Here is a 23,205-nt window from a genome sequence, read left to right as displayed (position 1 = left end):
GTTATGGTCGGCTGCCGGCGGGATGACAGCTGTTTACCGCGTGTATTCGTCCGCCACTGACAGCGCCGCGTCCAGGGCCGCGAAACCCTCCTTGAGCTCCGCCTCGGTGACGGTGCAGGGCGGCACCACATGCGTCCGGTTCATGTTCACGAACGGCCACAGTCCGCTGCGCTTCGCGGCGGCGGCGAAGGCGGCCATCGGCGCGTTCGCCTCCCCGGCCGCGTTGTACGGCACCAGCGGCTCGCGCGTCTCCCTGTTCCGCACCAGCTCCAGCGCCCAGAACATCCCGACGCCGCGCACCTCGCCCACGCTCGGGTGCCGCGCGGCCAGCTCGCGCAGCTGCGGACCGACGACGGACGCGCCCAGCCGGGCCGCGTTCTCGACGACGCCCTCCTCCGCCATGACGTTGATCGTCGCGACGGCGGCGGCGCACGCCAGCGGATGCCCGGAGTACGTCAGACCGCCGGGGTACGGCCGCTTCCCGAAGGTCTCCGCGATCGCGCCGGAGATCGCGACCCCGCCCAGCGGCACGTACCCGCTGTTCACGCCCTTGGCGAAGGTCAGCAGGTCGGGCGTCACGTCGAACAGGTCGGCCGCGAACCACTCACCGGTCCGCCCGAACCCGGCCATGACCTCGTCCAGGACGAAGACGATCCCGTACTTGTCGCACAGCTCCCGCACCCCGGCGAGATAGCCGGGCGGCGGGACCATGATCCCGGCCGTCCCCGGGATCGTCTCCAGGATGATCGCCGCGACGGTCGAGGGCCCCTCGAAGGCGATCGTCGTCTCCAGGTGCTCCAGCGCCCGCGCGCACTCCTGCTCCTCGGTCTCAGCGTAGAAGCGGGAGCGGTAGAGGTAGGGCGCCCAGAAGTGCACGACCCCGGCGGTGCCGCTGTCGGAGGCCCAGCGGCGCGGGTCACCGGTGATGTTCACGGCCTGCTGCGTACCGCCGTGGTACGAGCGGTACGCCGAGAGCACCTTCGGGCGGCCCGTGTGCAGCCGGGCCATCCGTATCGCGTGCTCGACGGCGTCGGCACCGCCGTTGGTGAAGAAGATCTTGTCCAGGTCGCCCGGGGTCCGCTCGGCGATCAGCCGGGCCGCCTCCGACCGGGCCTCGATCGCGAAGGCGGGCGCGAAGGTCGTCATCCTCGCCGCCTGCTCCTGGATCGCGGCCACGACCCTGGGGTGCTGGTAGCCGATGTTCGTGTAGACGAGCCCGCTGGAGAAGTCGAGGTAGCGCCGGCCGTCGTAGTCCCAGAAGTACGACCCCTCCGCCCCGGCGACGGCGAGCGGGTCGATGAGCTCCTGAGCGGACCAGGAGTGGAACACATGGTCACGGTCGGCGGCCTTGACGGCGGCACCGGCTTCGGGGTTCGGCTGAGGGGTCATGCGGGCGAGCGTAGGCGCGGGGGAGAGGGCGGTGAAATCGGCGGCCTGTCTGCCGTCGGCGGCATTCCGCGACAGGTTGTCCAGGCGAGGCGGAATCCATTGACAGGGTGCTGTCGAGATGTCAGCATGTTGTCATACGGCACAGGGTCCCGAGGAGGAACCATGAACGCCACCGCAGAACGCAAGCCCGTCCATCTCGCCGTCTACGACACCCTCGCCGACTGGGAGACGGGCCACGCCACGGCCCATCTCGCCCGCGCCGGGTACCGGATCCGGACGGTAGGCCCGTCCACGGACCAGGTCACCAGCATCGGCGGACTGCGCATCCAGCCCGACACGGCCCTGGACGACGTACGGCCCGAGGACAGCTCCCTGCTGATCCTCCCGGGCGCCGACCTCTGGGACACCTCCGGCGACCTCGCGCCCTTCGCCCGCAAGGCCCGGGCGTTCCTCGACGCGGGCGTGCCCGTCGCCGCGATCTGCGGCGCCACCGCCGGACTCGCCCGGGAGGGCGTGCTCGACGACCGCGACCACACCAGCGCGGTCTCCTTCTACCTGGCCGCGACCGGCTACGCGGGCGGCGGGCGCTACGTCGAGACCGACGCCGTCACCGACGGAAACCTGGTCACCGCCGGCCCGACCGAGCCCGTCGCCTTCGCCCGGGAGGTCTTCCGGCTGCTCGGGGTGTACGAGGGCGAGGTGCTCGACGCCTGGTACCGGCTGTTCCACGACTCCGACGCGGCGGCGTACGCCGTGCTGGAGAAGGCCGGGGCGGCATGAGCCGGGAGCGTCAGGACCTGCTCAGCCGCAGCGCCCTCGGGGTGTTCCGGCTGAACGGCCAGTTCCTCGCCGTGGCGGAGGAACTGGCCCGTCCCGCGGGACTCACCGCCGCCTGGTGGCAGGTGCTCGGCGCGGTCCTGGGGGAGCCGCTGCCCGTCTCCGGCATCGCCCGCGCCATGGGCATCACACGGCAGAGCGTGCAGCGCATCGCCGACCTGCTGGTGGAGCGCGGGCTCGCCGAGTACCGGCCGAACCCCGCGCACCGCCGCGCCAAGCTCCTCGCACCGACCGGCGAGGGGCGTGCGGCGATCGCCCGTATCGACCCCGGGCACGCGGCCTTCGCCGACCGGCTGACGGAGGCGTTCGGGGAGGCGGACCTGGCGGAGGCGGTGCAGGTACTGGAACGGCTGTCGAAGGTGCTCGACGAGGTGGGACGGCCTGTTACGGAACCGTAGACGTCGTTCGGGCCTGCCACGCCCGGGCCCCGCACTATTCTCGATCTATTGCTCGCGTGTGGGGGGAAGGCGGCTGAGCGATGGAGAAGCTGGGGCCTGGGGATCCGCAGCGCATTGGTGCCTACCGGCTGCTGGCGCGGCTCGGTGCGGGCGGCATGGGGCACGTGTATCTGGCCCGCTCGGAGCGGGGCCGTACGGTCGCTGTGAAACTCGTGCGCGAGGAACTGGCCGCGCAGGAGGAGTTCCGGGAGCGCTTCCGGCAGGAGGTGCAGGCCGCGCGGCGGGTCGGCGGGTACTGGACGGCGCCGGTGCTGGACGCGGACACCGAGGCGGCGGTGCCCTGGGTGGCCACCGGGTACGTCGCCGGGCCGAGCCTCCAGCAGGTCGTCGGGCACGACCACGGTGCCCTGCCCGAGCGGACGGTCCGCATCCTCGCGGCCGGCCTCGCGCACGCGCTCAAGGACATCCACGCGGCCGGCATCGTCCACCGCGACCTCAAACCGTCCAACGTCCTGGTCACCATCGACGGCCCGCGCGTCATCGACTTCGGTATCGCCCGGGCCCTGCAGACCGTGACGGACGGCGGGCTCACCCGCACCGGCGCGCTCGTCGGATCGCCCGGTTTCATGGCGCCCGAGCAGGTGCGCGGCGACCGCATCACCCCGGCGTGCGACGTCTTCTGCCTCGGCTCGGTCCTCGCCTACGCCGCCACCGGCGCCCTGCCCTTCGGCACCGCCAACAGCGGCGTGCACGCCCTGATGTTCCGCATCGCCCAGGAGGAACCGGACCTGGAGGGCGTCCCCGAGGGCATCGCCGACCTGGTCCGCGACTGCCTGCGCAAGGACCCCGCCGCACGCCCGTCCCTCGACCGCGTCCTGGAACGCACGGGTGTGGACGACACGGTCTCCGACGGCCGCGCCCTCGACCCCTGGCTCCCGAGTGCCCTGGTCGCCCAGCTCGGCCGGCACGCGGTGCGGCTGCTGGACGCGGAGGACCCGGAGGGGGCCGGCTCCGCCGAGGGAGCGGATTCTCCCGGGTCGCCTGCCGAGCAGCGGGGTTCCGGCCCTGACGAGAACCCCGGCCCCGGCCCCACCCCCGAACACGCCCCCGCCGCCGACGAGTCGTCGCCGCGCCCCGCGCTGCCCCCGGCCCCCGCGACGGCACCCGCCGCGGCCCCCGGCCCGCCCCCGCCGGGCCTGCCTGGCGAGGGTCCGCCGGTGAACCATCTGCCCACCATGGTCGCCGGTCAGAACGCGCCCCCGGCGCCCCGGCAACTCCCGGGCACGGGCACCCCGTCCCAGCCGCAACCGCAACCGCAACCGCAACCGCAGCCGCAGATGCAGCCGCCTCCGTACCCGGCGTACGGCTACCCCCAGCAGCACCCCCAGCCCGGCGCCCCCGGCACCCCGGGGGCCGCTCCGCCGTACCACCCCGCCTACGGCGGCCTCGGCTCCACCCCGCCCTACGGACCGCCGCCGTACGGCACGACCCCGCCGTACGGCCCGCCACAGCCGCAGCGGGGAAGAGACGGCCGTTCCACCGCGCTGCTCGTGGTGATCGCCCTGGTCGTCGCGCTCGCCGCGGGCGGGTCGGTGTACGCCCTGATGCAGGGCGGCGACCGGGCCGAAGGCGGCCCCGGCCCCACGCACAGCACGGACGCGGCCCCGACCACCCCGGGCCCGTCGCCGACGACCTCGCAGCCGGACATCTCCCCCTCCCCGGCGGACGGCACGATCCCGACCGGGTACCTCGGCACCTGGAGCACGACCATCGACAACGCCGACGGCGAGCACAGCCGTTCGCTCACCATCCAGCAGGGCGACCCGGGCGACACGGTCCTGTCCCTCGTGGCCGACGGCCCGACCAAGGGCGGCGGCACCTACCACTGCGTGTTCGAGGGCCGGTTGACCGCGGAACCCGGCGCCGACGGCGCGCTGAAGATCGGCCCGTCCACCGTCAAGGTCGGGCAGCCGCGCACCGCCTGCAGCCCGGGCGCGGCCACCGAGGTGACCCTCCTGCCGGACGGCACGCTGCAGCGCGTGAACACCAGCAGCGGGGAGCGGCTGACGTACACGAGGCAGTGACCAACTCCTCGTGGACGCGAGGCGGTTGAACGTTGGGCGAATTCCGGCCGACGAAAACCGGAGAGGCGCTCGCACGGCCGTACGGTGACCAGACGATCGAATCGTCCGGGCGGCGGCGGGGGCACCGACGGTGGAGTGGCTGAGCGCGGAGAACCTCGTGGCCGTGGCGACGGCCGTCCTCGGCATCATCGCCTCGGGCGTCATGGTCTGGTACGAACGCCGGGTGCCGCGCCGCAAGAGGATCGGCTACCGCGTGCAGATGGACAACCCCATCGGCGACGACGTGCGCTCGGGCCGCGCCAACCGCAGACTCGGGCTGTTCGACGAGGCGCCCGACATGACGGACGCGACCCTGGTCCTGCTGCGCATCGAGAACGACGGCTCACTGGCCATCGACCGCGACGACTACACGGGCCCCGAAGTCCACGGCCTCACCGCGGTGTTCACCGACCGCACCATCCGCGGGGTCTCGGTCACCCAGCCCTCCGACACCGAGCACCTCATGGACCACTTCACCGCGGCCCGGGGCTTCGGCTACGAGGACAACACGCTGCGCATCCCGCGCGTCCCGCTCAACCGCGGCGACTACTTCAAACTTCTCGTGCTGCTGTCCGGCGGCGACGTGGGCCGGGAGGTGCGGCTGACCGGGGGCCTGCGGGAGGGCGAGGTGCGCCCCAACCGCGCCGCCGCCCCGGACGACACGCCACCGCTGTTCAGCCGGGCCGCCCGGCTGATCACCATCATGCTCACGCTGTGCGTGGTCACCCTGGCGGCGATCGTCGTCGCCCAGGACGACACTCCGCCCCCGATCGGCTGCGCGGGCGGCAGGCTCACCCTCACCGGCTCGACCGCGTTCGCGCCCGTGCTGCGCGAGGTGGCCGGGAGGTACGAGCGGGACTGCGGCGGCGACCCGGTCATCGACGTGGACACGCACGGCTCGACGGCCGGGATACGGGAGCTCGCGGCGGCCGGCGCGCAGGCGGGGCGGGACGGGCAGGGCTCACCGCCGGTGGTCGCCCTGTCGGACGGTCCCAAGCCGGCCGGCCTGCCCGAACTGCGCGAGAACAGGGTGGCGGTGTCGGTCTTCGCGCTCGTGGTCAACGACGACGTACGCCTGACGAACCTGTCCACGAACGACGTACGGCGCCTCTACCGGGGCGAGATCCGCAACTGGCGGCAGCTCGGCGGCCCCGACCTGCCCGTCCACCTGGTCAGCCGGGACGCCAACTCCGGCACGAGACAGGTGTTCCAGCGCCGGGTGCTGGGACGCGGCGAGATCGCCAACTCCTCCGTCGACTGCGTCCACAAGGACGACCCGACGGCGGCCGTCATCCGCTGCGAACTCGACTCGACGGACCAGGTGCTGACCACGGTCGCCGACCTGCCGGGCGCCATCGGCTACAGCGAACTCAACCTGGCCGCGCGCGCCAAGGGCCTGCACTCCCTGCGCCTGGACGGCGACCCCGCCTCCGCCGACGCCATCGAAGACGGCACGAGCGACTACCCCTACCGCGAGATCGAGTACGCCTACACCTACGGCCGCCCCCCGGCCGACTCCCTGGCGTCGAGCTTCCTCACCTACCTCGCCCGCGGCAACGGCCAGGACGTCATCCGCACGCACGGCCACCTGCCGTGCTGGACACCCGAGGGCCTGACCCTGTGCGCGCAGGACTGAACCTCGGTCCACCGGTCATCTGGGCTCCGGCGGCCGCTGCCGGGGCATGTTCGGCCGCGCGCCCCCCGACGGGGGCACGGAGAACCGCCCGTTGAAACCCCCCGCCTCGGCGCCGCGCCCACCCCCGGGGAACGCCACCGCCTGCGACCCCACGGGCGCACCCCCGCTCCGGAATTCCCCCACCCACTCCGCCGTCTCCCCGCGCACCAGCTCACTCACGTCCTCGGAGAATCTCCGCAGCACCCCGAGACACCGCTCCGCCGCCTCACTCGCCGTGCCCTCCGCCGGCCCCAGGACCTCCCGCACGCACTCCGCCGCCCAGTCGAACTGAAGCGCCTGCAACCGCCGCTGCACGGCCTGCGCGGTGGCCACGTCCCGCATCCACCCCGACGTCACCCCGAAGTACCGGTCGACGGCGACACACGCCACCCCCAGCAGCAGCGCCAGGCACCCCCAGGGCGCGATCCCGCCCGCGGCCCCGGTCAGATCCAGCAGGGGCAGCGCGACCCCGGTGACCGCCCCGGCCGCGGCCCCACCGCGCAGCACCCGCGCGCCCCGCCGCTTCCACACCCGGTCCTCGAGATACCAGGCCGCCGTCTGCAGCGCCCCGCGCTCCACCCACCGGTACAACTCGTCCAGCCGGACCGCCGGCTCCCCCCAGTCCCCGAGCGGAAAGGCCCGCCCGGTCAGATCGCCCGGCCCCAGCCGGGCCGCCCTCTCGCCCCGTCCGTCCTGTGGCGGCCCCTCGGGCTGCATCTCCGGCTGACCCACCCGGCACTCCCAACTGACCACGCTGCGTGACAAGCGACACACACGACGCACACGCGCCGGACCCTTCCTACCCCCCAACGGGTGGCGAGATGTAGCTTTCGCCGCTTTTCCGCCCGGAAGTATTCCTTGATCAGTTATAGGGCGCGAGGTGAACTCACTCGAAAGAGTGCTGGGGCGACGGCAGGCCCGACCACGTAGGCTCGTGCCGAACGGGAAAACCCGTACCGAGCAAGGAGCTGATCGTGATCCCCGGTGGTGGCCAGCCCAATATGCAGCAGCTGCTCCAGCAGGCCCAGAAGATGCAACAGGACCTGGCACAGGCGCAGGAGGAACTGGCGCAGACGGAGGTCGACGGCCAGGCGGGCGGCGGCCTCGTGACCGCGACCGTCACCGGCGCCGGCGAGCTGCGCAACCTGAAGATCGACCCGAAGGCGGTGGATCCGGAAGACGCCGAGACCCTCGCCGACCTGGTCGTGGCAGCGGTGCAGGCGGCCAACGAGAACGCGCAGGCGCTCCAGCAGCAGAAGCTGGGCCCGCTCGCGCAGGGTCTGGGCGGCGGCGGTATCCCCGGTCTGCCGTTCTGAGACGCCCGCCGCCTTCCTCGGACGGGCGGCTGACAACTACGGTACGTACGGGAAGGCCGTACGGCGCGAACGACCTCGATGACCCAGGAAAGGCAGTCCGTTGTACGAAGGCGTGGTCCAGGACCTGATCGACGAGCTGGGGCGGCTGCCCGGCGTCGGTCCGAAGAGCGCCCAGCGGATCGCCTTCCACATCCTGCAGGCGGAGCCCACGGACGTACGGCGCCTCGCCCAGGCCCTCATGGAGGTCAAGGCGAAGGTCCGCTTCTGCGCGACCTGCGGCAACGTCGCGCAGGAGGAGCTGTGCAACATCTGCCGCGACGCCCGCCGCGATCCCGCCGTCATCTGCGTCGTCGAGGAACCGAAGGACGTCGTGGCGATCGAGCGCACGCGCGAGTTCCGGGGCCGGTACCACGTCCTGGGCGGCGCGATCAGCCCGATCGACGGGGTCGGGCCGGACGACCTGCGGATCAGGGAACTCCTGGCCCGCCTGGCCGACGGCACGGTCACGGAGCTCATCCTCGCCACGGACCCCAATCTCGAAGGCGAGGCGACCGCCACGTACCTCGCCCGCATGATCAAGCCCATGGGCCTGAAGGTCACCCGCCTGGCCAGCGGCCTCCCGGTGGGTGGCGACCTGGAATACGCGGACGAGGTGACCCTCGGTCGCGCCTTCGAGGGGAGACGACTCCTAGATGTCTGACGCCACGCTGCACGCGACCGACCAGAACCCGGACGACTTCGCCGTCCAGATCGCGGACCAGGTCGAGAGCTTCCTGGTCGCCGTCACGGAGATCGCGAAGGCCGACGAGCCGGAATCGGCCGTCCCCTTCCTGCTCCTGGAGGTCTCCCAGCTCCTCCTGGCCGGCGGCCGTCTCGGCGCGCACGAGGACATCGTGCCCGACGAGCGCTACGAGCCCGACCCGGGTCCCGAGCCGGACGTCGACGAACTCCGCGAGAACCTGGCCCGCCTCCTCGACCCCATCGACGTCTACTCCGAGGTCTTCGACCCCTACGAGCCCCGCAAGGCTCCGGTCCCGGCCCGGATCTCCGACGACCTCACCGATGTCATCACCGACCTGCGCCACGGCATGGTCCACTACCGGGCGGGCCGCACCACGGAGGCGCTTTGGTGGTGGCAGTTCTCCTACTTCTCCAACTGGGGCTCCACCGCCTCCGCGACCCTCCGGGCCCTGCAGTCGGTCCTCGCCCACGTCCGCCTGAACCAGCCCCTGGCCGAACTCGACGGCCTCGACACGGACCAGGACATGGGCGACGACACCCTGGAGATCGAGGCGGGCAGGGTGATGGCGGAGGAGATCGCGGGCCCGCTGGGCCTGCGCCCGGCCAAGTAACCGCCCCCGCCCCGACGGCTTTTCACACCACAGCCCGTCCCCGGGCGCGATGATGGCCGTATGACCGGTCAGTCGAAGGCATTGATGTGGACGGGCATCGGGCTCTGCGCCGCCGGGGCCCTGGGGCTCGTCGTCGGCGCCGTCCTGGACGTCGAGGCGGCGGATCCCTGGGCGAGCGTGGCCGGCGGCGTCGCCGCGCTGATCGGCCTGGCGCTCGCGGTGTACGCCGGGTTCCAGAGCTCGGCGGGTACGTCCGGTACTTCCGGTGGTGCTTCTGGTGCTTCTGGTGCCACCGGTACTTCTGGTACGACGGTGAACGCGAGCGGTACGAGGTCCGTAGCCGCCGGCGGGAACATCGGTACGGTGTCGACCGGCGACGGCCCGGGAACCCCCGCCCCCGCCCCGCCGGCGAACCCTTCGGCCCAGCCCCCGCCCTCTTCCACGCCGCCGCAGCCCCGGAACGTCACCGCCTCCGGCGAGCGTTCCATCGCCGCGGGCGGTGACATCGGCTCCGCCTCTACGGGAGACACATGAGCACGTCGGCGGAGGCCTCCGGCGACCGCTCCATCGCCGCCGGGCACGGCATCCGCCAGGCGCTCTCCGGGGACGGCTCGGTCGCGATGTACGCGGAGAAGTCGTTCACCCTGCCGCCGGAGGCCTTCGCCCTGCCCGACGCCGCGCCGCCGGGGCTGGCCAACCTGCCCGACGCGGCAGCCCTGTTCGTCGGGCGAGCCCGGGAACTCGCCCTGCTCGACCAGGCGTTGCGATCGACCGGCGGCGTGGTCGTCCAAGCCGTTCACGGGCTGGGCGGCATCGGCAAGTCGACGCTCGCCGCGCGCTGGGCGGCAGGGCGTACGGACGTCTTCAACCCGGTGTGGTGGATCAACGCCGAGACCCCCGCCGACCTCGACGCCGGGCTCGCCGACCTCGCCGTCGCCCTCCGGCCCGCCCTGCGGGACGTACAGTCCCGGGACGCGCTGCGGGAGCGGGCCGTGCAGTGGCTCGCGGCGCACGAGGGCTGGCTGGTCGTGCTCGACAACGTCACGTCCCCGAACGACGTCAGGCCCCTCCTGGCCAGAGCGGCAGGCGGCCGTTTCCTCATCACCACGCGGCGGGCGACCGGGTGGCACGGCATCGCGGAGCCGCTGTCGCTGGACGTCCTCCAACTGGACGAGGCCGTCGAGCTGTTCGGCCGCATCAGCGGTCACGGCGAGGACGCTGACGTCACCGAACTGTGCCGGGAACTGGGCTGCCTGCCCCTGGCCGTGGAACAGGCGGCGGCCTACTGCGCCGAGGCCGGAATCGCACCCGGGCGGTACCGGGAGCTGCTGGGGGAGTACCCCGGGGAGGTCTTCGCGCAGTCGGCGGAGGGGGCCGAAGGGGAGCGCACGGTCGCCCGGATCTGGCGTATGACACTCGACCGGCTCTCGGACACGCCGCTCGCGGGAGCGATCCTGCGGGCCATCGCATGGTGGGCGCCGGAAGGGATTCCGCGGACGTATCTGGAGCCGTTGGGCAGCCCGGTCGAGGTCACGGACGCCGTCCGGCGGCTGGCTGCGTACAGCATGATCTCGCTGCACGACGACGGCACGATCTCCGTGCACCGGCTGGTGCAGGCGGTGACACGGGCGGAGGAAGCGGAATCCGCCCACGGCGCTGCCAAGCTGCTGCTCGGTTCGAAGACGCGCGACATGGCCGCTGAGCTCCGGTGGCTCACCCATGTCGACGCGCTGGCCTCGCACGTGGCACCGGAGGACGACGAAGAGAACGAGGTCTGGCTGTTCGAGTCGAGCGGGCTCAGCTATACCCATCTCGACGTCACCCGCGCCATCGCGCTCCACAAGAGAGCCCTGGCGGCGGCGCAGCGCGTGTACGGCCCTCATGGCGAGGTCACACTCCGTGTGCGCAGGGATCTGGCCCAGTCGTACGGGGTCGCCGGTGACAAGGAACGCGAGGTCGGGTTGCTCGAGCGGAACGTGACCGACCACAGGCGGGTGTTCGGGCGCCGCGACGAACGGACCTTCGAGGCGAGGACGGAACTGGCCCGGGCGCTGTCGGGGGCGGGACGTCTGAGGGACGGACTGGCGCTCGCGGAGAGGAACGCCAAGAAGGCCGAGCGCGTGCTGGGTCGTGACGCCTACGCGGCTCTGCGCGCCTGGTCGGCCCGGGCCTCGGCGCTGGCGGACGCGGCCTCGAAGGATCCCGACCGGCACGCGGCGCAGGCCTGCGAGGCGCTGGAGAGGCTGCTCCCCAGGGCAGTGGCCGCCACGGGCCGGGACAGCGCCGTCTGCCTCCATCTCCGGCTCCACCTGGCATGGACAAGGCGGCTGGTGGGCGACATCGCGGGGGCCACGGCCATGTACGCCGAGCTCGTGGAGAGCAACATCCGCAGCCGTGGGGCGACGGACAGGTACGCCCTGACCACCCGCACCTGGTTCGTCCGGTTCCTCTGGCAGGCGGCGGGCGACCCCGCACACGCCCGCCAGGTGCTCATCCCCCTGCTCGCCGACTGGGAAAGCGTGCTCGGCGACGTGCCCCATGTACGGCGGCTCCGCCAGGAGTTCGCACCCTTGCTCGACGTGACGGACACCTCACGTTGAGCGAGTTGGCCGCATCCTGGACGTCCCCTGTACGACACCTGCACGGCCCCTAACCGGTGAAACGCGAGTCTGGAGTCACTTCAGCAACTCCCCTCGAACTCACCGGAGATGAAGATGACCCGTCGCCTCGCAGCCCCGTCCATACGCAAGCGCGTCGCCGTCACCACCGCCGTCGCCGTCCTCGCCGCCGGCACCTTCGCCGTCGGTGCCGGAGTCGCCGGAGCCGACTCGCGCGGCGCCTCCGGGAAGAAGTCCGCCAAGACGGCCACCAAGGCCCAGGTGCTCGGACTCTTCGACCAGTGGAACGCGGCGCTGCAGACCGGTGACCCGCGGAAGGTCGCCGACCTGTACGCGAAGGACGCCGTCCTGCTGCCGACCGTCTCGAACAACGTCCGTACGGACAGAGCCGAGATCGTCGACTACTTCGAGCACTTCCTCCAGAACAAGCCGGCCGGCACGAAGGTCGAGTCGGTCGTCAACGTTCTCGACCGGGACACCGCCATCGACACCGGTGTGTACGAGTTCGCGCTCACCGACCACGAGACGGGCGCGAAGAACACCGTCAAGGCCCGCTACACGTACGTCTACGAGAAGCAGGCCGACGGCAAGTGGCTGATCGTCAACCACCACTCCTCGAAGATGCCCGAGAGCTGACCGCCCGGAGGGTGATGGTCACGCACAGACCGCCCCCGGGCGCGTCCGTCAGGGCCACGGTCCCGCCGTCGTCCGTCGCGAGTTGCTTGACGACGGCGAGACCGAGACCGGAGCCGCCCTTCCCGGTCAGTCCCTGGCCGCGCCAGAAGCGGTCGAAGGCGCGGGACTTCTCGGCGTCCGACATGCCGGGTCCCTCGTCCAGGACCGACACCCCCACCGCATCGCCCCGGGGATCCACCCGCACGGTGATCGTCCCGCCGTCCGGTGAGACCTCCAGGGCGTTGGAGAGCACGTTGTCCAGCATCTGGTCCAGATGACCGGGGCTGGACAGCACAGACGGCCGGCCGTCGGTACTCCCCCTGAGCGCGACGGTGACTCCGCGCTCGCCGGCGGCCGGCCTCCACACGGCGAGCCGCTCCCGCACGATGTCCAGCAGCGGGAGCGGCTCGGCGGCCGTCACCTTCGCCTCGGCCCGGGCCAGCACCAGCAGGCCGTTGACCAGGCGGTTCATCCGGACGACCTCGGCGGTGGCCTGCTCCACGTCCTCCCGTACGAACTCGTCGTCCACACCGTCCGCGATGTTGTCCAGGGACAGCCGCAGGGCCGTGAGCGGCGTGCGCAGCTGGTGCGAGGCGTCCGCCACGAAGATGCGCTGGGCCGCGACCAGCGTGTCCAGGCGTTCCGCGCCCTGGTTGAGGGTGCGCGCCAGCGTCTGGGTCTCCGGCGGGCCCGTCACGGGGGAGCGGGCGGTCAGGTCGCCGTCGCTGAACTTGCTCGCCATGTCGTTGAGCTGGCGCAGCGGGCGGGTGAGGCGCCGCGCCACCCCCACGCCGAGCAGGGCGGCCACCACGAGGACCAGCACCGCGAGGACCGCCCGGAAACCCCAGATCGTCCACAGGCGGTCGGTCATCTCGTCCGTCGAGTAGACGATGCGCACGGCACCGGCGGCCCGTTCCTCGCCGGCCGCCCTGGCCGGGACCGTGATCACCAGCTCGGGACCCCAGATGAAGGAGGAGCCCCAGTCGGTCGTGGGATCGTTCCGGTCCAGGGCCGCGGTCAGGGCCGCGTCCCGCTCCGGGCGGAGCAGGTCCGGCGCGCAGCCCGGAGCTCCGGTCACCTGAACGTCGCCGGGCGTCTCGGCGGCGTACGCGGTGGCCATCTTCTGGAGTGCCTCGCACGAGGTGGAGTCGCCGTTGGCCAGCAGCAGCGCCATGGTCTTGGCCTCGCGCACCACGGATCCCTCGGTGTCGCCCCGCAGCTGGGAGGTGAGGGAGAAGGCCACCGGCACCGTGAACAGGGCGATGGCGATCGCGACGAGGAAGATGTAGCTGCGGACGAGCTGGCGGATCATGAGGCGGCGCTGTCCGTGCTCGCGTCGCCGCCGCCGTTCCTGTCGCCGCCGCCGTCCTCGACGATCTCCAGCCGGAAGCCGACCCCGCGCACCGCCTCGATCGTGATCGCGCCCGCGAGCTTCCGCCGCAGCGCCGCCACGTGCACGTCCAGCGTCTTCGTGGGCCCGAACCAGTTCGCGTCCCAGACCGCTTCCATGATCTGCTCGCGCGACATCAGCGCCCCGGGCTCCTCAGTGAGGAAGGCCAGCAGGTCGTACTCCTTGGGAGCAAGGGCCACCTCCTCGCCGTCGAGCCGCACCCGGGCCGCCTTGCGGTCGACGGTCAGACGGGGGCCGTAGCGGTCGGGGCCGTTCCCGGGCGCCCCGGCGGCGGGAGTGCGGGGCTGCGCGCGGCGCATGACCGCCCGGATGCGGGCGATGACCTCGCGGACGCCGAACGGCTTGGAGACGTAGTCGTCCGCGCCGATCTCCAGGCCCACCACCCGGTCCGTCTCGTCGCTGCGGGCGCTGATCACGATGATCGGGACGTCGCCGCGTGCGCGCAGCGCCTTGCAGACGTCCAGGCCGTCGGTGTCGGGCAGGCCGAGGTCCAGCAGGACGACGTCGTAGGGGCCGGTGTGGTCCAGCGCCGCCCGGCCCGTGGTGACCCACTCCACCTCGAAGCCGTAGCGCTTCAGGCCGCGTCTGAGGGACTCGGCGACCGGTTCATCGTCTTCCACCAGGAGTACGCGCACAGGCGAACCCTAGTGCTTGAAAGTTGAGCCACCGGGAGCGGGCGCGTGCAATTGTGACGCCGGGCACTTTCTCGCGTGGCCTGTGCCCGGATGGGCATGAGCAGATCTGAACGAGTACCCCGGGAAGTCTCACCATGCGATATCGCGGAAGGGATTTTCGGACGCTCGTTAGACTGAGCCGACCGCAGTACGAATGCGTATGAGCGGATAGAGACGGATTGAGCGAGGAGCGCACGTGGGCCTTGTCGTGCAGAAGTACGGAGGCTCCTCCGTAGCCGATGCCGAGGGCATCAAGCGCGTCGCCAAGCGGATCGTGGAAGCGAAGCAGAACGGCAACCAGGTGGTTGCCGTCGTTTCCGCGATGGGCGACACGACGGACGAGCTGATCGATCTCGCCGAGCAGGTTTCCCCGATGCCTGCCGGGCGCGAGCTCGACATGCTGCTGACCGCCGGAGAGCGGATCTCCATGGCCCTGCTGGCCATGGCGATCAAAAAGCTGGGCCACGAGGCCCAGTCGTTCACCGGCAGCCAGGCAGGTGTCATCACCGACTCGGTCCACAACAAAGCCCGGATCATCGACGTCACGCCGGGCCGGATCAAGACCTCGGTGGACGAGGGCAACATCGCGATCGTGGCGGGTTTCCAGGGCGTCAGCCAGGACACCAAGGACATCACCACCCTCGGCCGCGGCGGCTCCGACACCACCGCGGTGGCCCTCGCCGCCGCCCTCGACGCCGACGTGTGCGAGATCTACACCGACGTCGACGGCGTGTTCACCGCCGACCCGCGCGTGGTGAAGAAGGCCCGGAAGATCGACTGGATCTCCCTCGAGGACATGCTCGAGCTGGCGGCATCCGGGTCGAAGGTGCTGCTCCACCGCTGCGTGGAGTACGCCCGCCGGTACGACATCCCGATCCACGTCCGGTCCAGCTTCAGCGGACTTCAGGGCACGTGGGTCAGCAGTGAGCCGATTACGCAAGGGGACAAGCAGGTGGAGCAGGCCATCATCTCCGGTGTCGCGCACGACACCTCCGAGGCCAAGGTCACGGTCGTCGGCGTGCCGGACAAGCCGGGCGAGGCGGCCGCGATCTTCCGGACGATCTCGGACGCCGAGATCAACATCGACATGATCGTGCAGAACGTGTCCGCCGCCTCCACGGGTCTGACGGACATCTCCTTCACGCTCCCCAAGGCCGAGGGCCGCAAGGCCATCGACGCCCTGGAGAAGAACAAGGCCACCATCGGCTTCGACTCCCTGCGCTACGACGACCAGATCGGCAAGATCTCCCTCGTCGGCGCCGGGATGAAGACCAACCCGGGTGTCACGGCCGACTTCTTCAAGGCGCTGTCCGACGCCGGTGTGAACATCGAGCTGATCTCGACCTCCGAGATCCGTATCTCGGTCGTCACGCGCGCCGACGACGTCCCCGAGGCCGTCCGTGCCGTGCACACCGCGTTCGGGCTCGACTCCGACAGCGACGAGGCCGTCGTCTACGGAGGCACCGGCCGCTGATGGCCGACCTCCGACGGGCCGACGGGCCCGGCCGGTCCGGACGGCCGACGCTCGCCGTCGTGGGAGCGACCGGGGCCGTCGGCACGGTCATGCTCCAGATTCTGTCCCAGCGGGCGGACATCTGGGGCGAGATCCGACTGATCGCCTCTCCGCGCTCGGCCGGCCGCAAGCTGGCCGTGCGCGGCGAGGAGACCGAGGTCGTGGCGCTCACCGAGGAGGCCTTCGACGGGGTCGACGTCGCCATGTTCGACGTCCCCGACGAGGTCGCCGAGCGGTGGGCGCCCCTGGCCGCCGCCAAGGGCGCGGTGGTGGTCGACGACTCCGGCACGTTCCGGATGGACCCGGAGGTGCCCCTCGTGGTGCCCGAGGTCAACCCGCACGCCGTGCGGATGCGCCCGCGCGGGATCATCGCCAACCCCAGCTGCACGACGCTCTCCATGATCGTGGCCCTGGGCGCGCTGCACGCCGAGTTCGGGCTGCGCGAACTGGTGGTCTCCTCGTACCAGGCGGTCAGCGGCGCCGGCCGCGCGGGCGTGGCGACGCTGCGGCAGCAGTTGTCCCTGGTCGCCGGCACGGAGCTGGGGACCAGCCCCGGTGACGTGCGGCGGGCCGTGGGGGACGGCACCGGGCCGTTCCCGGAGCCGGTCGCGCTGAACGTGGTGCCGTGGGCCGGATCGCCGCGCGAGGACGGCTGGTCGTCGGAGGAGCTGAAGGTCCGGGACGAGTCCCGCAAGATCCTCGGGCTGCCCGCCCTGCCCGTGGCCGTCACCTGCGTGCGCGTGCCGGTGATCACCACGCACTCGCTGACCGTGCACGCCCGCTTCGAGGGCGAGGTCACCGTCGACAAGGCCCGCGAGATCCTCGCGACGGCGCCCGGGGTCGTGCTGTTCGACAACCCGGCCGCGGGGGAGTTCCCGACCCCCGCCGACGTGGTCGGCACCGACCCGACGTGGGTCGGCCGGGTGCGGCGGGCGCTGGACGACCCGACGGCGCTCGAACTGTTCGTCTGCGGGGACAACCTGCGCAAGGGCTCCGCGCTCAACACCGCACAGATCGCCGAACTGGTGGCCGCCGAACTTTCCTGACGTGCCGGACGGGTGGTCGTCGGCTTTCGCGACGGGCCGGTGTGGTGGCCGCCGTGTTTCGGGAAGTTTCGCCACGCCGGATTCCCCGCCGCCTGTCATAGGCGGTTTGTAGGATCTGTGTACGACATGTGAGCTGATCGATGGTCCGGACCACTTGTCCCGGACCCCATCGGCATCCGAGGATTTACCTCCCCGCCCTCCGCAACCACGCGGAGGGCGGGGAGCGTCTTTGCGGTCGCCCTTCCGGGCCGCGGGACGTGCATTCAGGCGTGGGGACGCCTGGGCCGGGCGTGGGGACGCCCGTTCACATATGGACATAGGGGAAGAGCGGGACGCATGAGGGCATTTGATGCACCACCGGTTGCGCTGCCTGACGCGGGTAGACCGTCGACGGTCAAGGTCGGCGTGAAAGTGATGCCCGGCACGTACAACCCTCACGGGGGGGAGCGTGTCCAACAGACGTGGCAGAGGTACTCGACTTCAGCGCGGCACGCGGCACGGTCCTCCGACCGCCCCGTCCGGCGGCTCTACGACCCCGCATGCCCGGTACCGCCGGTGGCATGCCGGTGATCGCGCCCGTGCCCGCAGCGCGGCCGGCCCGCATCCCGAACCAGCGTGACGGCGCCGAGGACGGTGTCGCGGCCGGGACCACCGTCGACCACCTCACCGAGACCTACCGGGCGCACTACCGCTCGCTGCTCGGTCTCGCCGCCCTCCTCCTCGACGACACGGCCTCCTGCGAGGACGTCGTCCAGGAGGCCTTCATCCGTGTCCACTCGGCCCGCAAGCGCGTCCGGGACCCCGAGAAGACCCTGGCGTACCTGCGGCAGACGGTCGTCAACCTGTCGCGCTCCGCGCTGCGCCGCCGCATCCTGGGCCTCAAGCTGCTGTCGAAGCCCATGCCCGACATGGCGAGCGCCGAGGAAGGCGCCTACGACCAGTTGGAGCGCGACTCCCTCATCAAGGCGATGAAGGGCCTCCAGCGCCGCCAGCGCGAGGTGCTGGTGCTGCGCTACTTCGCGGACATGACGGAGGCCCAGGTCGCCGAGACCCTCGGCATATCCCTGGGCTCGGTCAAGGCCTACGGCTCGCGCGGCATCGCGGCGCTCCGGCTGGCCATGGAGGCGCCGGCATGAGCGACGGCAACGGCGTGCCCCGCGACGGGCGCGACCGGCACGAACCCTTCGAGTGGCACGAGCCGACAAGGCTGCACGGGCAAGATCCGAAGCAATCGCACGCTGGGAACGGAACTGTGAACCACGGCCTGGACGACCAGAGCCCCGAGGGGTTCGACTCGGACGAGCTGGACCTGCGCACGATGCTGCACCAGGTGGTGCAGGAGGTGGAGCCGCGCGACGGCACCCTGGACTATCTGCGGAAGGCGGTGCCCCAGCGCCGGGCCCGCAAGCGGCAGGCCGTCGTCGGCATGGCCGCCGCCGCGCTGTTCATCGGCACGGCCGTCCCAGCCCTGGTGCACGTCTCCAACTCCACCGGCTCCGACGCCAACCCATCGGCCATCGGCCATGCCTCCGAGACGCAGGGCGGCTCGAGCCAGGGCAAGGGCCCGGACGGCGGCGAGAGCACCGTGGGCAGCTCCCCCGGCAAGACCGAGGGCAAGGGCAAGGGCGACAAGAAGGAGAAGGAAAAGGAAGGCAAGGCCACCGGCGGCGCCTCGACCGGCGCGTCCCAGGGGGCCGGCCCGTCCGCCACCACCGCCGCCGGCATCCCGGCGTGCACCGCCGCCCAGCTCGGCCCCGCCTCCGGCAGCAGCGTCGCCCCCGACTCCACCGGCGCGGTCTACGGCTCCTTCCGTGTCACCAACGTCTCCGCGGCGAGCTGTACGGTCACCGGCCCCGGCGACGTGAGCGCGCTTGCGCAGGGTTCGGCCGACGCCACCAAGATCGGTGCGGCCCGGCACACGGCCGGGGACGCGGCGGCCGGGCTGCCCGACCCGTCCCTGGAGGCCGCCCAGCTGGTGCTCGCGCCGGGCGCCGCCTACGATGTGAAGTTCGCATGGGTCCCCACGGAGACCTGCCCCACCCCCGGCGGTGACCCGGACCCCGACCCCACTCCCGACCCCACGCCGACGCCGGACAGCGGCACCACGGGCGGCACCTCCACCGGCGGCGACACGGGCACGGCCCCGCAGCTGGCCACGGAGGACGGCACGGTAGACGGCAGCGTGGCGGTGACGTACACCCCGGCGACCGGCTCGGGCGCGACCTCGGTGACGGTGTCCAACGCGTGCGCCGGCACGGTCTACTGGACGGGCGTACTGGCGGCGTCGTAACCGCCGCCGCCCGCCCGCCTGCTGAGCTGCGGGCGGCGGACCCACCCGCCCTCAGCGGCGACGCCGCCTCACTTGGCGCCGACGTCCGCGGCGACGGGCTCCTCCTCCGCCACCAACCCCAGCTCCGCATCCCGCGCGAACTCCACCTCACGCCGCAGCAACCGGAACCACATGAAGATCACGAACCCCACGAAGGCGAACCACTCGGCGGTGTAACCGAGGTTCTGGAACGCCTTCAGATCCAGCCCCGTGTCCGGCGGCGCACTCGCCGGCACCGCCTTCATCCCCGAGTCACCCTTCGCCAGCGTGACCCACGCGTCGTACACGTCGTACGGCACCAGGTTCACCAAAGACGCCGCGCTGATCGCCCCGGTCTGCCCGGACGGCAGACCGCCCTGCGCGCTGACGCCGTTGTCACCCGGCGTCTCGGACGCCTGGAGCGCCCCGGTGACCGTGATCTCACCCGTGGGCACGGCGGGCGCCTTCGCCGCGTCGGCGGCCCCGGGCAGCCAGCCACGCACCACCGGCAGCGCCTCGCCCGAGTCGGTGCGCAGCAGCGTCAGGACGTAGAAGCCCTGCTTGCCGTCGAGCTCCCGGCCGGGCACCAGCAGCTGCTTGCCGTAGCGGCCGGTCGCGGTGACCTGCTTGCCGGACGTCGCCTTGGTCACCGGCAGCATCTCGCCGAGCGGGCGGGGTGCCTCGTGCCGCGCCTCGGCGACCTGCTCGGTCGCCGTGCGGTGGTCCTGCACGCGGTCCTCGAACCGGCCCAGCTGCCAGGACCCCATGAAGATGCAGAAGGGGATGGACAACAGCACGAAGACGTTGATCCCCCACCATCGGGGCGTCAGCAGAAACCGGTACACACCCTTACGGTACGGGGCAGCCGGGCGGACCCGGCCCGCGGGGTCGGCCGTCAGTCCTTGCGGGCCCGGACCGAGTACATCAGCGGGACCCGAGGCCGGTCCGCCGGATAGCGGAAGTAGCCGTCCCGCCGCTCGAAGCACCCGAACCGCCGGAACAGCGAGACGTCGTGCTCGTGCAGGAACTCGATGCGCAGCCCGGCCGCCGCCAGCGCCGAGACGACCTCGCCGACCGGGTGCTGCCACTCCACGCGCCGGTTGTGGACGAACTCGGTGTCCTCCGCCGCGTACGACCCCGGACTCTCCTCGATCCAGGCGTCACGGGCGAAGTAGTCGTACGTGATCCGGGAGCCGGTCTCGTCGTCGAGGACGTCGGTGAGCGGGTGGAACTCGGACAGGTAGAGGAACCCGCCGGGCGCCACCAGCGAGGCCGCCGTCTCGGCCCAGCGCCCGATGTCGGGCAGCCAGCACAGTGCGCCGACGCCGGTGTAGACGATGTCGTACGACGCGTCCGGAACCGCGGTGGCCGCGTCGTACACGTCCGCCGCGACGAAGGCGGCCCGGTCCTGGCCGAGGCCGAGATCGCGCGCGAGGTCGCGGGCGATGCCGACCGCCGGTTCGGAGAAGTCGAGGCCGACGACGCGGTCGGCGCCGTGCCGGGCCCAGGACAGGGTGTCGAGGCCGATATGGCACTGGAGGTGCAGCAGCGAGCGGCCGGAGACGTCGCCGACCTCGGCGAGTTCGAAGTCGCGCAAGGGGTCCTGGCCGGCGCGGAAGGATTCGAGGTCGTAGAAATCGCCCGCGGCGTGCAGCGGGACACGCTCGTCCCAGTGGGCGCGGTTGGCCTCTTGCCAGTCGGCCGGGGTGGGGGAGTACATGGGAGGTGTCTCCTGACCTGCTCGGAAGGGGGACCGGTGGAGGTTATCCACAGGCTGAGGACCTCGCCAGCGAATTGTCGGTGCGGGCGGGCAGTATGGGGCCATGACTGAGAGCAACGGATCCGACGCGCGGGATCAGCGGGACCAGCAGGAGCAAGAGGTACGGGCGGCACGGCAGGAGCGGATGCCGGACTGGGAGAAGCGCTTCCGGGCGCCCCGGGTGTCCCTGCCCGACTGGGCGGAGGACGCGCCGGACCGCTCCCTGTTCGTGTCGAACGCGACGGGGACGTACGAGCTGTACGCCTGGGACCGCGAGACGGGCGAGCAGCGCCAGGTGACGGACCGGCCGAACGGCACGACGGACGGTGTGCTGTCACCGGACGGCGCCTGGATCTGGTGGTTCGACGACAAGGACGGCGACGAGTTCGGCGTCTGGCGCCGCCAGCCCTTCACGGGCGGCGCGGACGAGCTCGCCGCCGTGGGCCTGGACGCCTCCTACCCGGCGGGCCTCGCCCTCGGCCGTGACGGGCGTACGGCGGTCATCGGCCGCTCGACCGACGAGGACGGCACGACGATCCACCTCGTCCGCACCGGCGAGGACCCGGTGGAGATCTACCGCCATCGCGAGTCCGCAGGCGTCGGCGATCTCTCCCACGACGGCTCGCTCATCGCCATCGAGCACACCGAGCACGGCGACGCCATGCACTCCGCCCTGCGCGTCCTGCGTACCGACGGCACTCCGGTCGCCGACCTCGACGACACCGAGGGCGGTACGCGCGAGCTCGGCCTGGAGGTCCTCGGCTTCGCTCCCGTCGACGGCGACACCCGCCTCCTCATCGGCCACCAGCGCCGGGGCCGCTGGGAGCCCCTGGTCTGGGACGTCGCCTCCGGCGAGGAGACCGACCTGGCGCTGGAGCTGCCGGGCGACGTCAGCGCCGAGTGGTACCCGGACGGCACCGGCCTGCTCATCGCGCACAGCTTCGAGGCCCGCAGCGAGCTGTTCCGCTACGACCTGGCGAGCCGCGCCCTGACCGAGATCCCGACCCCGCCCGGCACGGTGTCCGGCGCCACGGCCCGGCCCGACGGCAGCGTGGAGTACCTGTGGTCCTCGGCCGCCGAGCCGTCGGCCCTCCGCTCCACGTCCGGCGGTGTCGTGCTCGACCCGCCCGGCATGAAGTCGCCCGGCTCGGTGCCGGTGGAGGACGTGTGGGTGGAGGGCCCCGGCGGCCGCATCCACGCACTCGTCCAGAAGCCCAAGGGCAGCACCGGCCCGCTCCCCACGGTCTTCGACATCCACGGCGGCCCGACCTGGCACGACAGCGACTCCTTCGCGGCGGGCCCGGCGGCGTGGGTCGACCACGGCTATGCGGTGATCCGTGTCAACTACCGCGGCTCCACGGGCTACGGCCGTGCCTGGACGGACGCCCTGAAGCACCGCGTGGGCCTCATCGAACTGGAGGACATCGCCGCGGTCCGCGAATGGGCCGTCACCTCAGGCCTCGCGGACCCCGACCGCCTCATCCTGACCGGCGGTTCCTGGGGCGGCTACCTCACCCTCCTCGGCCTCGGCGTCCAGCCCGACGCGTGGGCCCTGGGCATCGCGGCGGTACCCGTCGCCGACTACGTCACGGCGTACCACGACGAGATGGAAGCGCTGAAGGCGATGGACCGCACACTCCTCGGCGGCACCCCCGAAGAGGTCCCCGACCGCTTCGAGGCCTCCTCCCCCCTCACCTACGTCGACCGGGTCAAGGCCCCGGTCTACATCTCGGCCGGCGTCAACGACCCGCGCTGCCCGATCCGCCAGATCGAGAACTACGTCAAGCGCCTGGAGGCCAGGGGCGCGGTCCACGAGGTGTACCGCTACGACGCCGGGCACGGCTCACTGGTGGTGGACGAACGGATCAAGCAGGTGAGGCTGGAACTGGAGTTCGCGGAGAGGCACCTGAAGCACTAGCCCGCTGACCCGCTGGCCCGCGGGCAGTCGTGCCGCCTGGGGCGGCACGGGTGGGCGCGGGCGGCACCCCGCTGCGCCGGGTTGCGCAACGCCCCGGCCTTAGCTCCGACGCCGAGCACCTCGTACACCGCCGTGGTACGCACCCCGGCGCATCGACCCCGACGCCGCGGACCTCGTGACGCCGAGCAGTGAA

Annotated in this window: 21 protein-coding genes; 15 read left to right on the top strand and 6 right to left on the bottom strand. The window is 72.0% G+C overall.

Annotated features, from left to right (window positions below):
* Window positions 1–33: 33 nt before the first annotated feature.
* A complete protein-coding gene (locus tag ACH4G3_RS11415) occupies window positions 34–1,389 on the bottom strand; it encodes an aspartate aminotransferase family protein (protein WP_397624241.1) in 1,356 nt (451 codons plus the stop codon).
* Between the two features lie 162 nt (window positions 1,390–1,551).
* On the opposite strand from ACH4G3_RS11415, the gene ACH4G3_RS11410 reads away from it, so the two are divergent.
* The 4 genes from ACH4G3_RS11410 to ACH4G3_RS11395 all read left to right on the top strand — a co-directional run bounded on the left by ACH4G3_RS11410 (window position 1,552) and on the right by ACH4G3_RS11395 (window position 6,383).
* Window positions 1,552–2,169 (top strand): type 1 glutamine amidotransferase family protein, encoded by a 618-nt coding sequence (locus ACH4G3_RS11410; RefSeq protein WP_397624240.1) that lies wholly within the window; start codon window positions 1,552–1,554, stop codon window positions 2,167–2,169.
* Window positions 2,166–2,624, top strand: a complete 459-nt coding sequence (locus ACH4G3_RS11405; RefSeq protein ID WP_397624239.1) for a MarR family winged helix-turn-helix transcriptional regulator — start codon at window positions 2,166–2,168, stop codon at window positions 2,622–2,624. The genes ACH4G3_RS11410 and ACH4G3_RS11405 overlap by 4 nt, the downstream gene beginning before the upstream one ends.
* A gap of 80 nt (window positions 2,625–2,704) precedes the next feature.
* On the top strand, window positions 2,705–4,708 hold the full coding sequence (locus ACH4G3_RS11400; RefSeq protein WP_397624238.1) for a serine/threonine-protein kinase: 2,004 nt from the start codon (window positions 2,705–2,707) through the stop codon (window positions 4,706–4,708).
* Between the two features lie 130 nt (window positions 4,709–4,838).
* Window positions 4,839–6,383, top strand: a complete 1,545-nt coding sequence (locus ACH4G3_RS11395) for a substrate-binding domain-containing protein (RefSeq protein WP_397624237.1) — start codon at window positions 4,839–4,841, stop codon at window positions 6,381–6,383.
* 15 nt (window positions 6,384–6,398) lie between these two features.
* On the opposite strand, the gene ACH4G3_RS11390 is transcribed toward ACH4G3_RS11395, so the two are convergent.
* The gene (locus ACH4G3_RS11390; RefSeq protein WP_397624236.1) at window positions 6,399–7,154 is read right to left on the bottom strand and encodes an SLATT domain-containing protein; all 756 of its coding nucleotides are present in this window, start codon (window positions 7,152–7,154) and stop codon (window positions 6,399–6,401) included.
* Between the two features lie 242 nt (window positions 7,155–7,396).
* Here ACH4G3_RS11390 and ACH4G3_RS11385 point away from each other — a divergent pair, with 242 nt between their 5' ends.
* The 6 genes from ACH4G3_RS11385 (at window position 7,397) to ACH4G3_RS11360 (ending at window position 12,344) form a co-directional block, all read left to right on the top strand.
* Window positions 7,397–7,738, top strand: a complete 342-nt coding sequence (locus ACH4G3_RS11385; RefSeq protein ID WP_397624235.1) for a YbaB/EbfC family nucleoid-associated protein — start codon at window positions 7,397–7,399, stop codon at window positions 7,736–7,738.
* Window positions 7,739–7,838: 100 nt separating this feature from the next.
* On the top strand, window positions 7,839–8,438 hold the full coding sequence (gene recR, locus ACH4G3_RS11380; protein WP_030897911.1) for a recombination mediator RecR: 600 nt from the start codon (window positions 7,839–7,841) through the stop codon (window positions 8,436–8,438).
* Window positions 8,431–9,090 (top strand): DUF5063 domain-containing protein, encoded by a 660-nt coding sequence (locus ACH4G3_RS11375; protein ID WP_397624234.1) that lies wholly within the window; start codon window positions 8,431–8,433, stop codon window positions 9,088–9,090. Before recR ends, ACH4G3_RS11375 begins: the two co-directional genes overlap by 8 nt.
* A gap of 60 nt (window positions 9,091–9,150) precedes the next feature.
* Window positions 9,151–9,624, top strand: a complete 474-nt coding sequence (locus tag ACH4G3_RS11370) for a hypothetical protein (protein ID WP_397624233.1) — start codon at window positions 9,151–9,153, stop codon at window positions 9,622–9,624.
* Window positions 9,621–11,690 (top strand): NB-ARC domain-containing protein, encoded by a 2,070-nt coding sequence (locus ACH4G3_RS11365; protein WP_397624232.1) that lies wholly within the window; start codon window positions 9,621–9,623, stop codon window positions 11,688–11,690. Before ACH4G3_RS11370 ends, ACH4G3_RS11365 begins: the two co-directional genes overlap by 4 nt.
* Window positions 11,691–11,804: 114 nt before the next feature.
* Window positions 11,805–12,344 (top strand): SgcJ/EcaC family oxidoreductase, encoded by a 540-nt coding sequence (locus tag ACH4G3_RS11360; protein ID WP_397624231.1) that lies wholly within the window; start codon window positions 11,805–11,807, stop codon window positions 12,342–12,344.
* Here ACH4G3_RS11360 and ACH4G3_RS11355 read toward each other — a convergent pair.
* Both ACH4G3_RS11355 and ACH4G3_RS11350 read right to left on the bottom strand, forming a co-directional pair.
* Window positions 12,310–13,695, bottom strand: a complete 1,386-nt coding sequence (locus ACH4G3_RS11355) for a sensor histidine kinase (protein ID WP_397624230.1) — start codon at window positions 13,693–13,695, stop codon at window positions 12,310–12,312. The genes ACH4G3_RS11360 and ACH4G3_RS11355 overlap by 35 nt on opposite strands.
* The gene (locus ACH4G3_RS11350; RefSeq protein WP_397624229.1) at window positions 13,692–14,429 is read right to left on the bottom strand and encodes a response regulator transcription factor; all 738 of its coding nucleotides are present in this window, start codon (window positions 14,427–14,429) and stop codon (window positions 13,692–13,694) included. The genes ACH4G3_RS11355 and ACH4G3_RS11350 overlap by 4 nt, the downstream gene beginning before the upstream one ends.
* Window positions 14,430–14,664: 235 nt before the next feature.
* Here ACH4G3_RS11350 and ACH4G3_RS11345 point away from each other — a divergent pair, with 235 nt between their 5' ends.
* From ACH4G3_RS11345 to ACH4G3_RS11330, 4 genes are all read left to right on the top strand, one after another.
* On the top strand, window positions 14,665–15,942 hold the full coding sequence (locus tag ACH4G3_RS11345; RefSeq protein WP_397624228.1) for an aspartate kinase: 1,278 nt from the start codon (window positions 14,665–14,667) through the stop codon (window positions 15,940–15,942).
* Window positions 15,942–17,027 (top strand): aspartate-semialdehyde dehydrogenase, encoded by a 1,086-nt coding sequence (locus tag ACH4G3_RS11340; RefSeq protein WP_397624227.1) that lies wholly within the window; start codon window positions 15,942–15,944, stop codon window positions 17,025–17,027. The genes ACH4G3_RS11345 and ACH4G3_RS11340 overlap by 1 nt, the downstream gene beginning before the upstream one ends.
* 560 nt (window positions 17,028–17,587) lie before the next feature.
* The gene (locus ACH4G3_RS11335) at window positions 17,588–18,163 is read left to right on the top strand and encodes a SigE family RNA polymerase sigma factor (protein WP_010032008.1); all 576 of its coding nucleotides are present in this window, start codon (window positions 17,588–17,590) and stop codon (window positions 18,161–18,163) included.
* 116 nt (window positions 18,164–18,279) lie between these two features.
* Window positions 18,280–19,317, top strand: coding sequence for a hypothetical protein (locus ACH4G3_RS11330; protein WP_397624753.1), 1,038 nt, complete (start codon window positions 18,280–18,282; stop codon window positions 19,315–19,317).
* Between the two features lie 68 nt (window positions 19,318–19,385).
* Here ACH4G3_RS11330 and ACH4G3_RS11325 read toward each other — a convergent pair whose 3' ends face one another.
* Complete coding sequence (locus ACH4G3_RS11325) at window positions 19,386–20,180, bottom strand: SURF1 family protein (protein ID WP_397624226.1); 795 nt, start codon at window positions 20,178–20,180, stop codon at window positions 19,386–19,388.
* A gap of 50 nt (window positions 20,181–20,230) precedes the next feature.
* Window positions 20,231–21,055, bottom strand: a complete 825-nt coding sequence (locus tag ACH4G3_RS11320) for a class I SAM-dependent methyltransferase (RefSeq protein ID WP_397624225.1) — start codon at window positions 21,053–21,055, stop codon at window positions 20,231–20,233.
* 103 nt (window positions 21,056–21,158) lie between these two features.
* On the opposite strand from ACH4G3_RS11320, the gene ACH4G3_RS11315 reads away from it, so the two are divergent.
* Window positions 21,159–23,012, top strand: a complete 1,854-nt coding sequence (locus ACH4G3_RS11315; RefSeq protein ID WP_397624224.1) for a S9 family peptidase — start codon at window positions 21,159–21,161, stop codon at window positions 23,010–23,012.
* Window positions 23,013–23,205: the final 193 nt, after the last annotated feature.

The sequence above is a fragment of the Streptomyces afghaniensis genome (assembly GCF_044327915.1).
Taxonomy (GTDB): Bacteria; Actinomycetota; Actinomycetes; order Streptomycetales; family Streptomycetaceae; genus Streptomyces; species Streptomyces afghaniensis.
The sequence above is the reverse complement of the archived record's forward strand: the minus strand, read 5'-3'. Positions and strand labels throughout refer to the sequence as shown.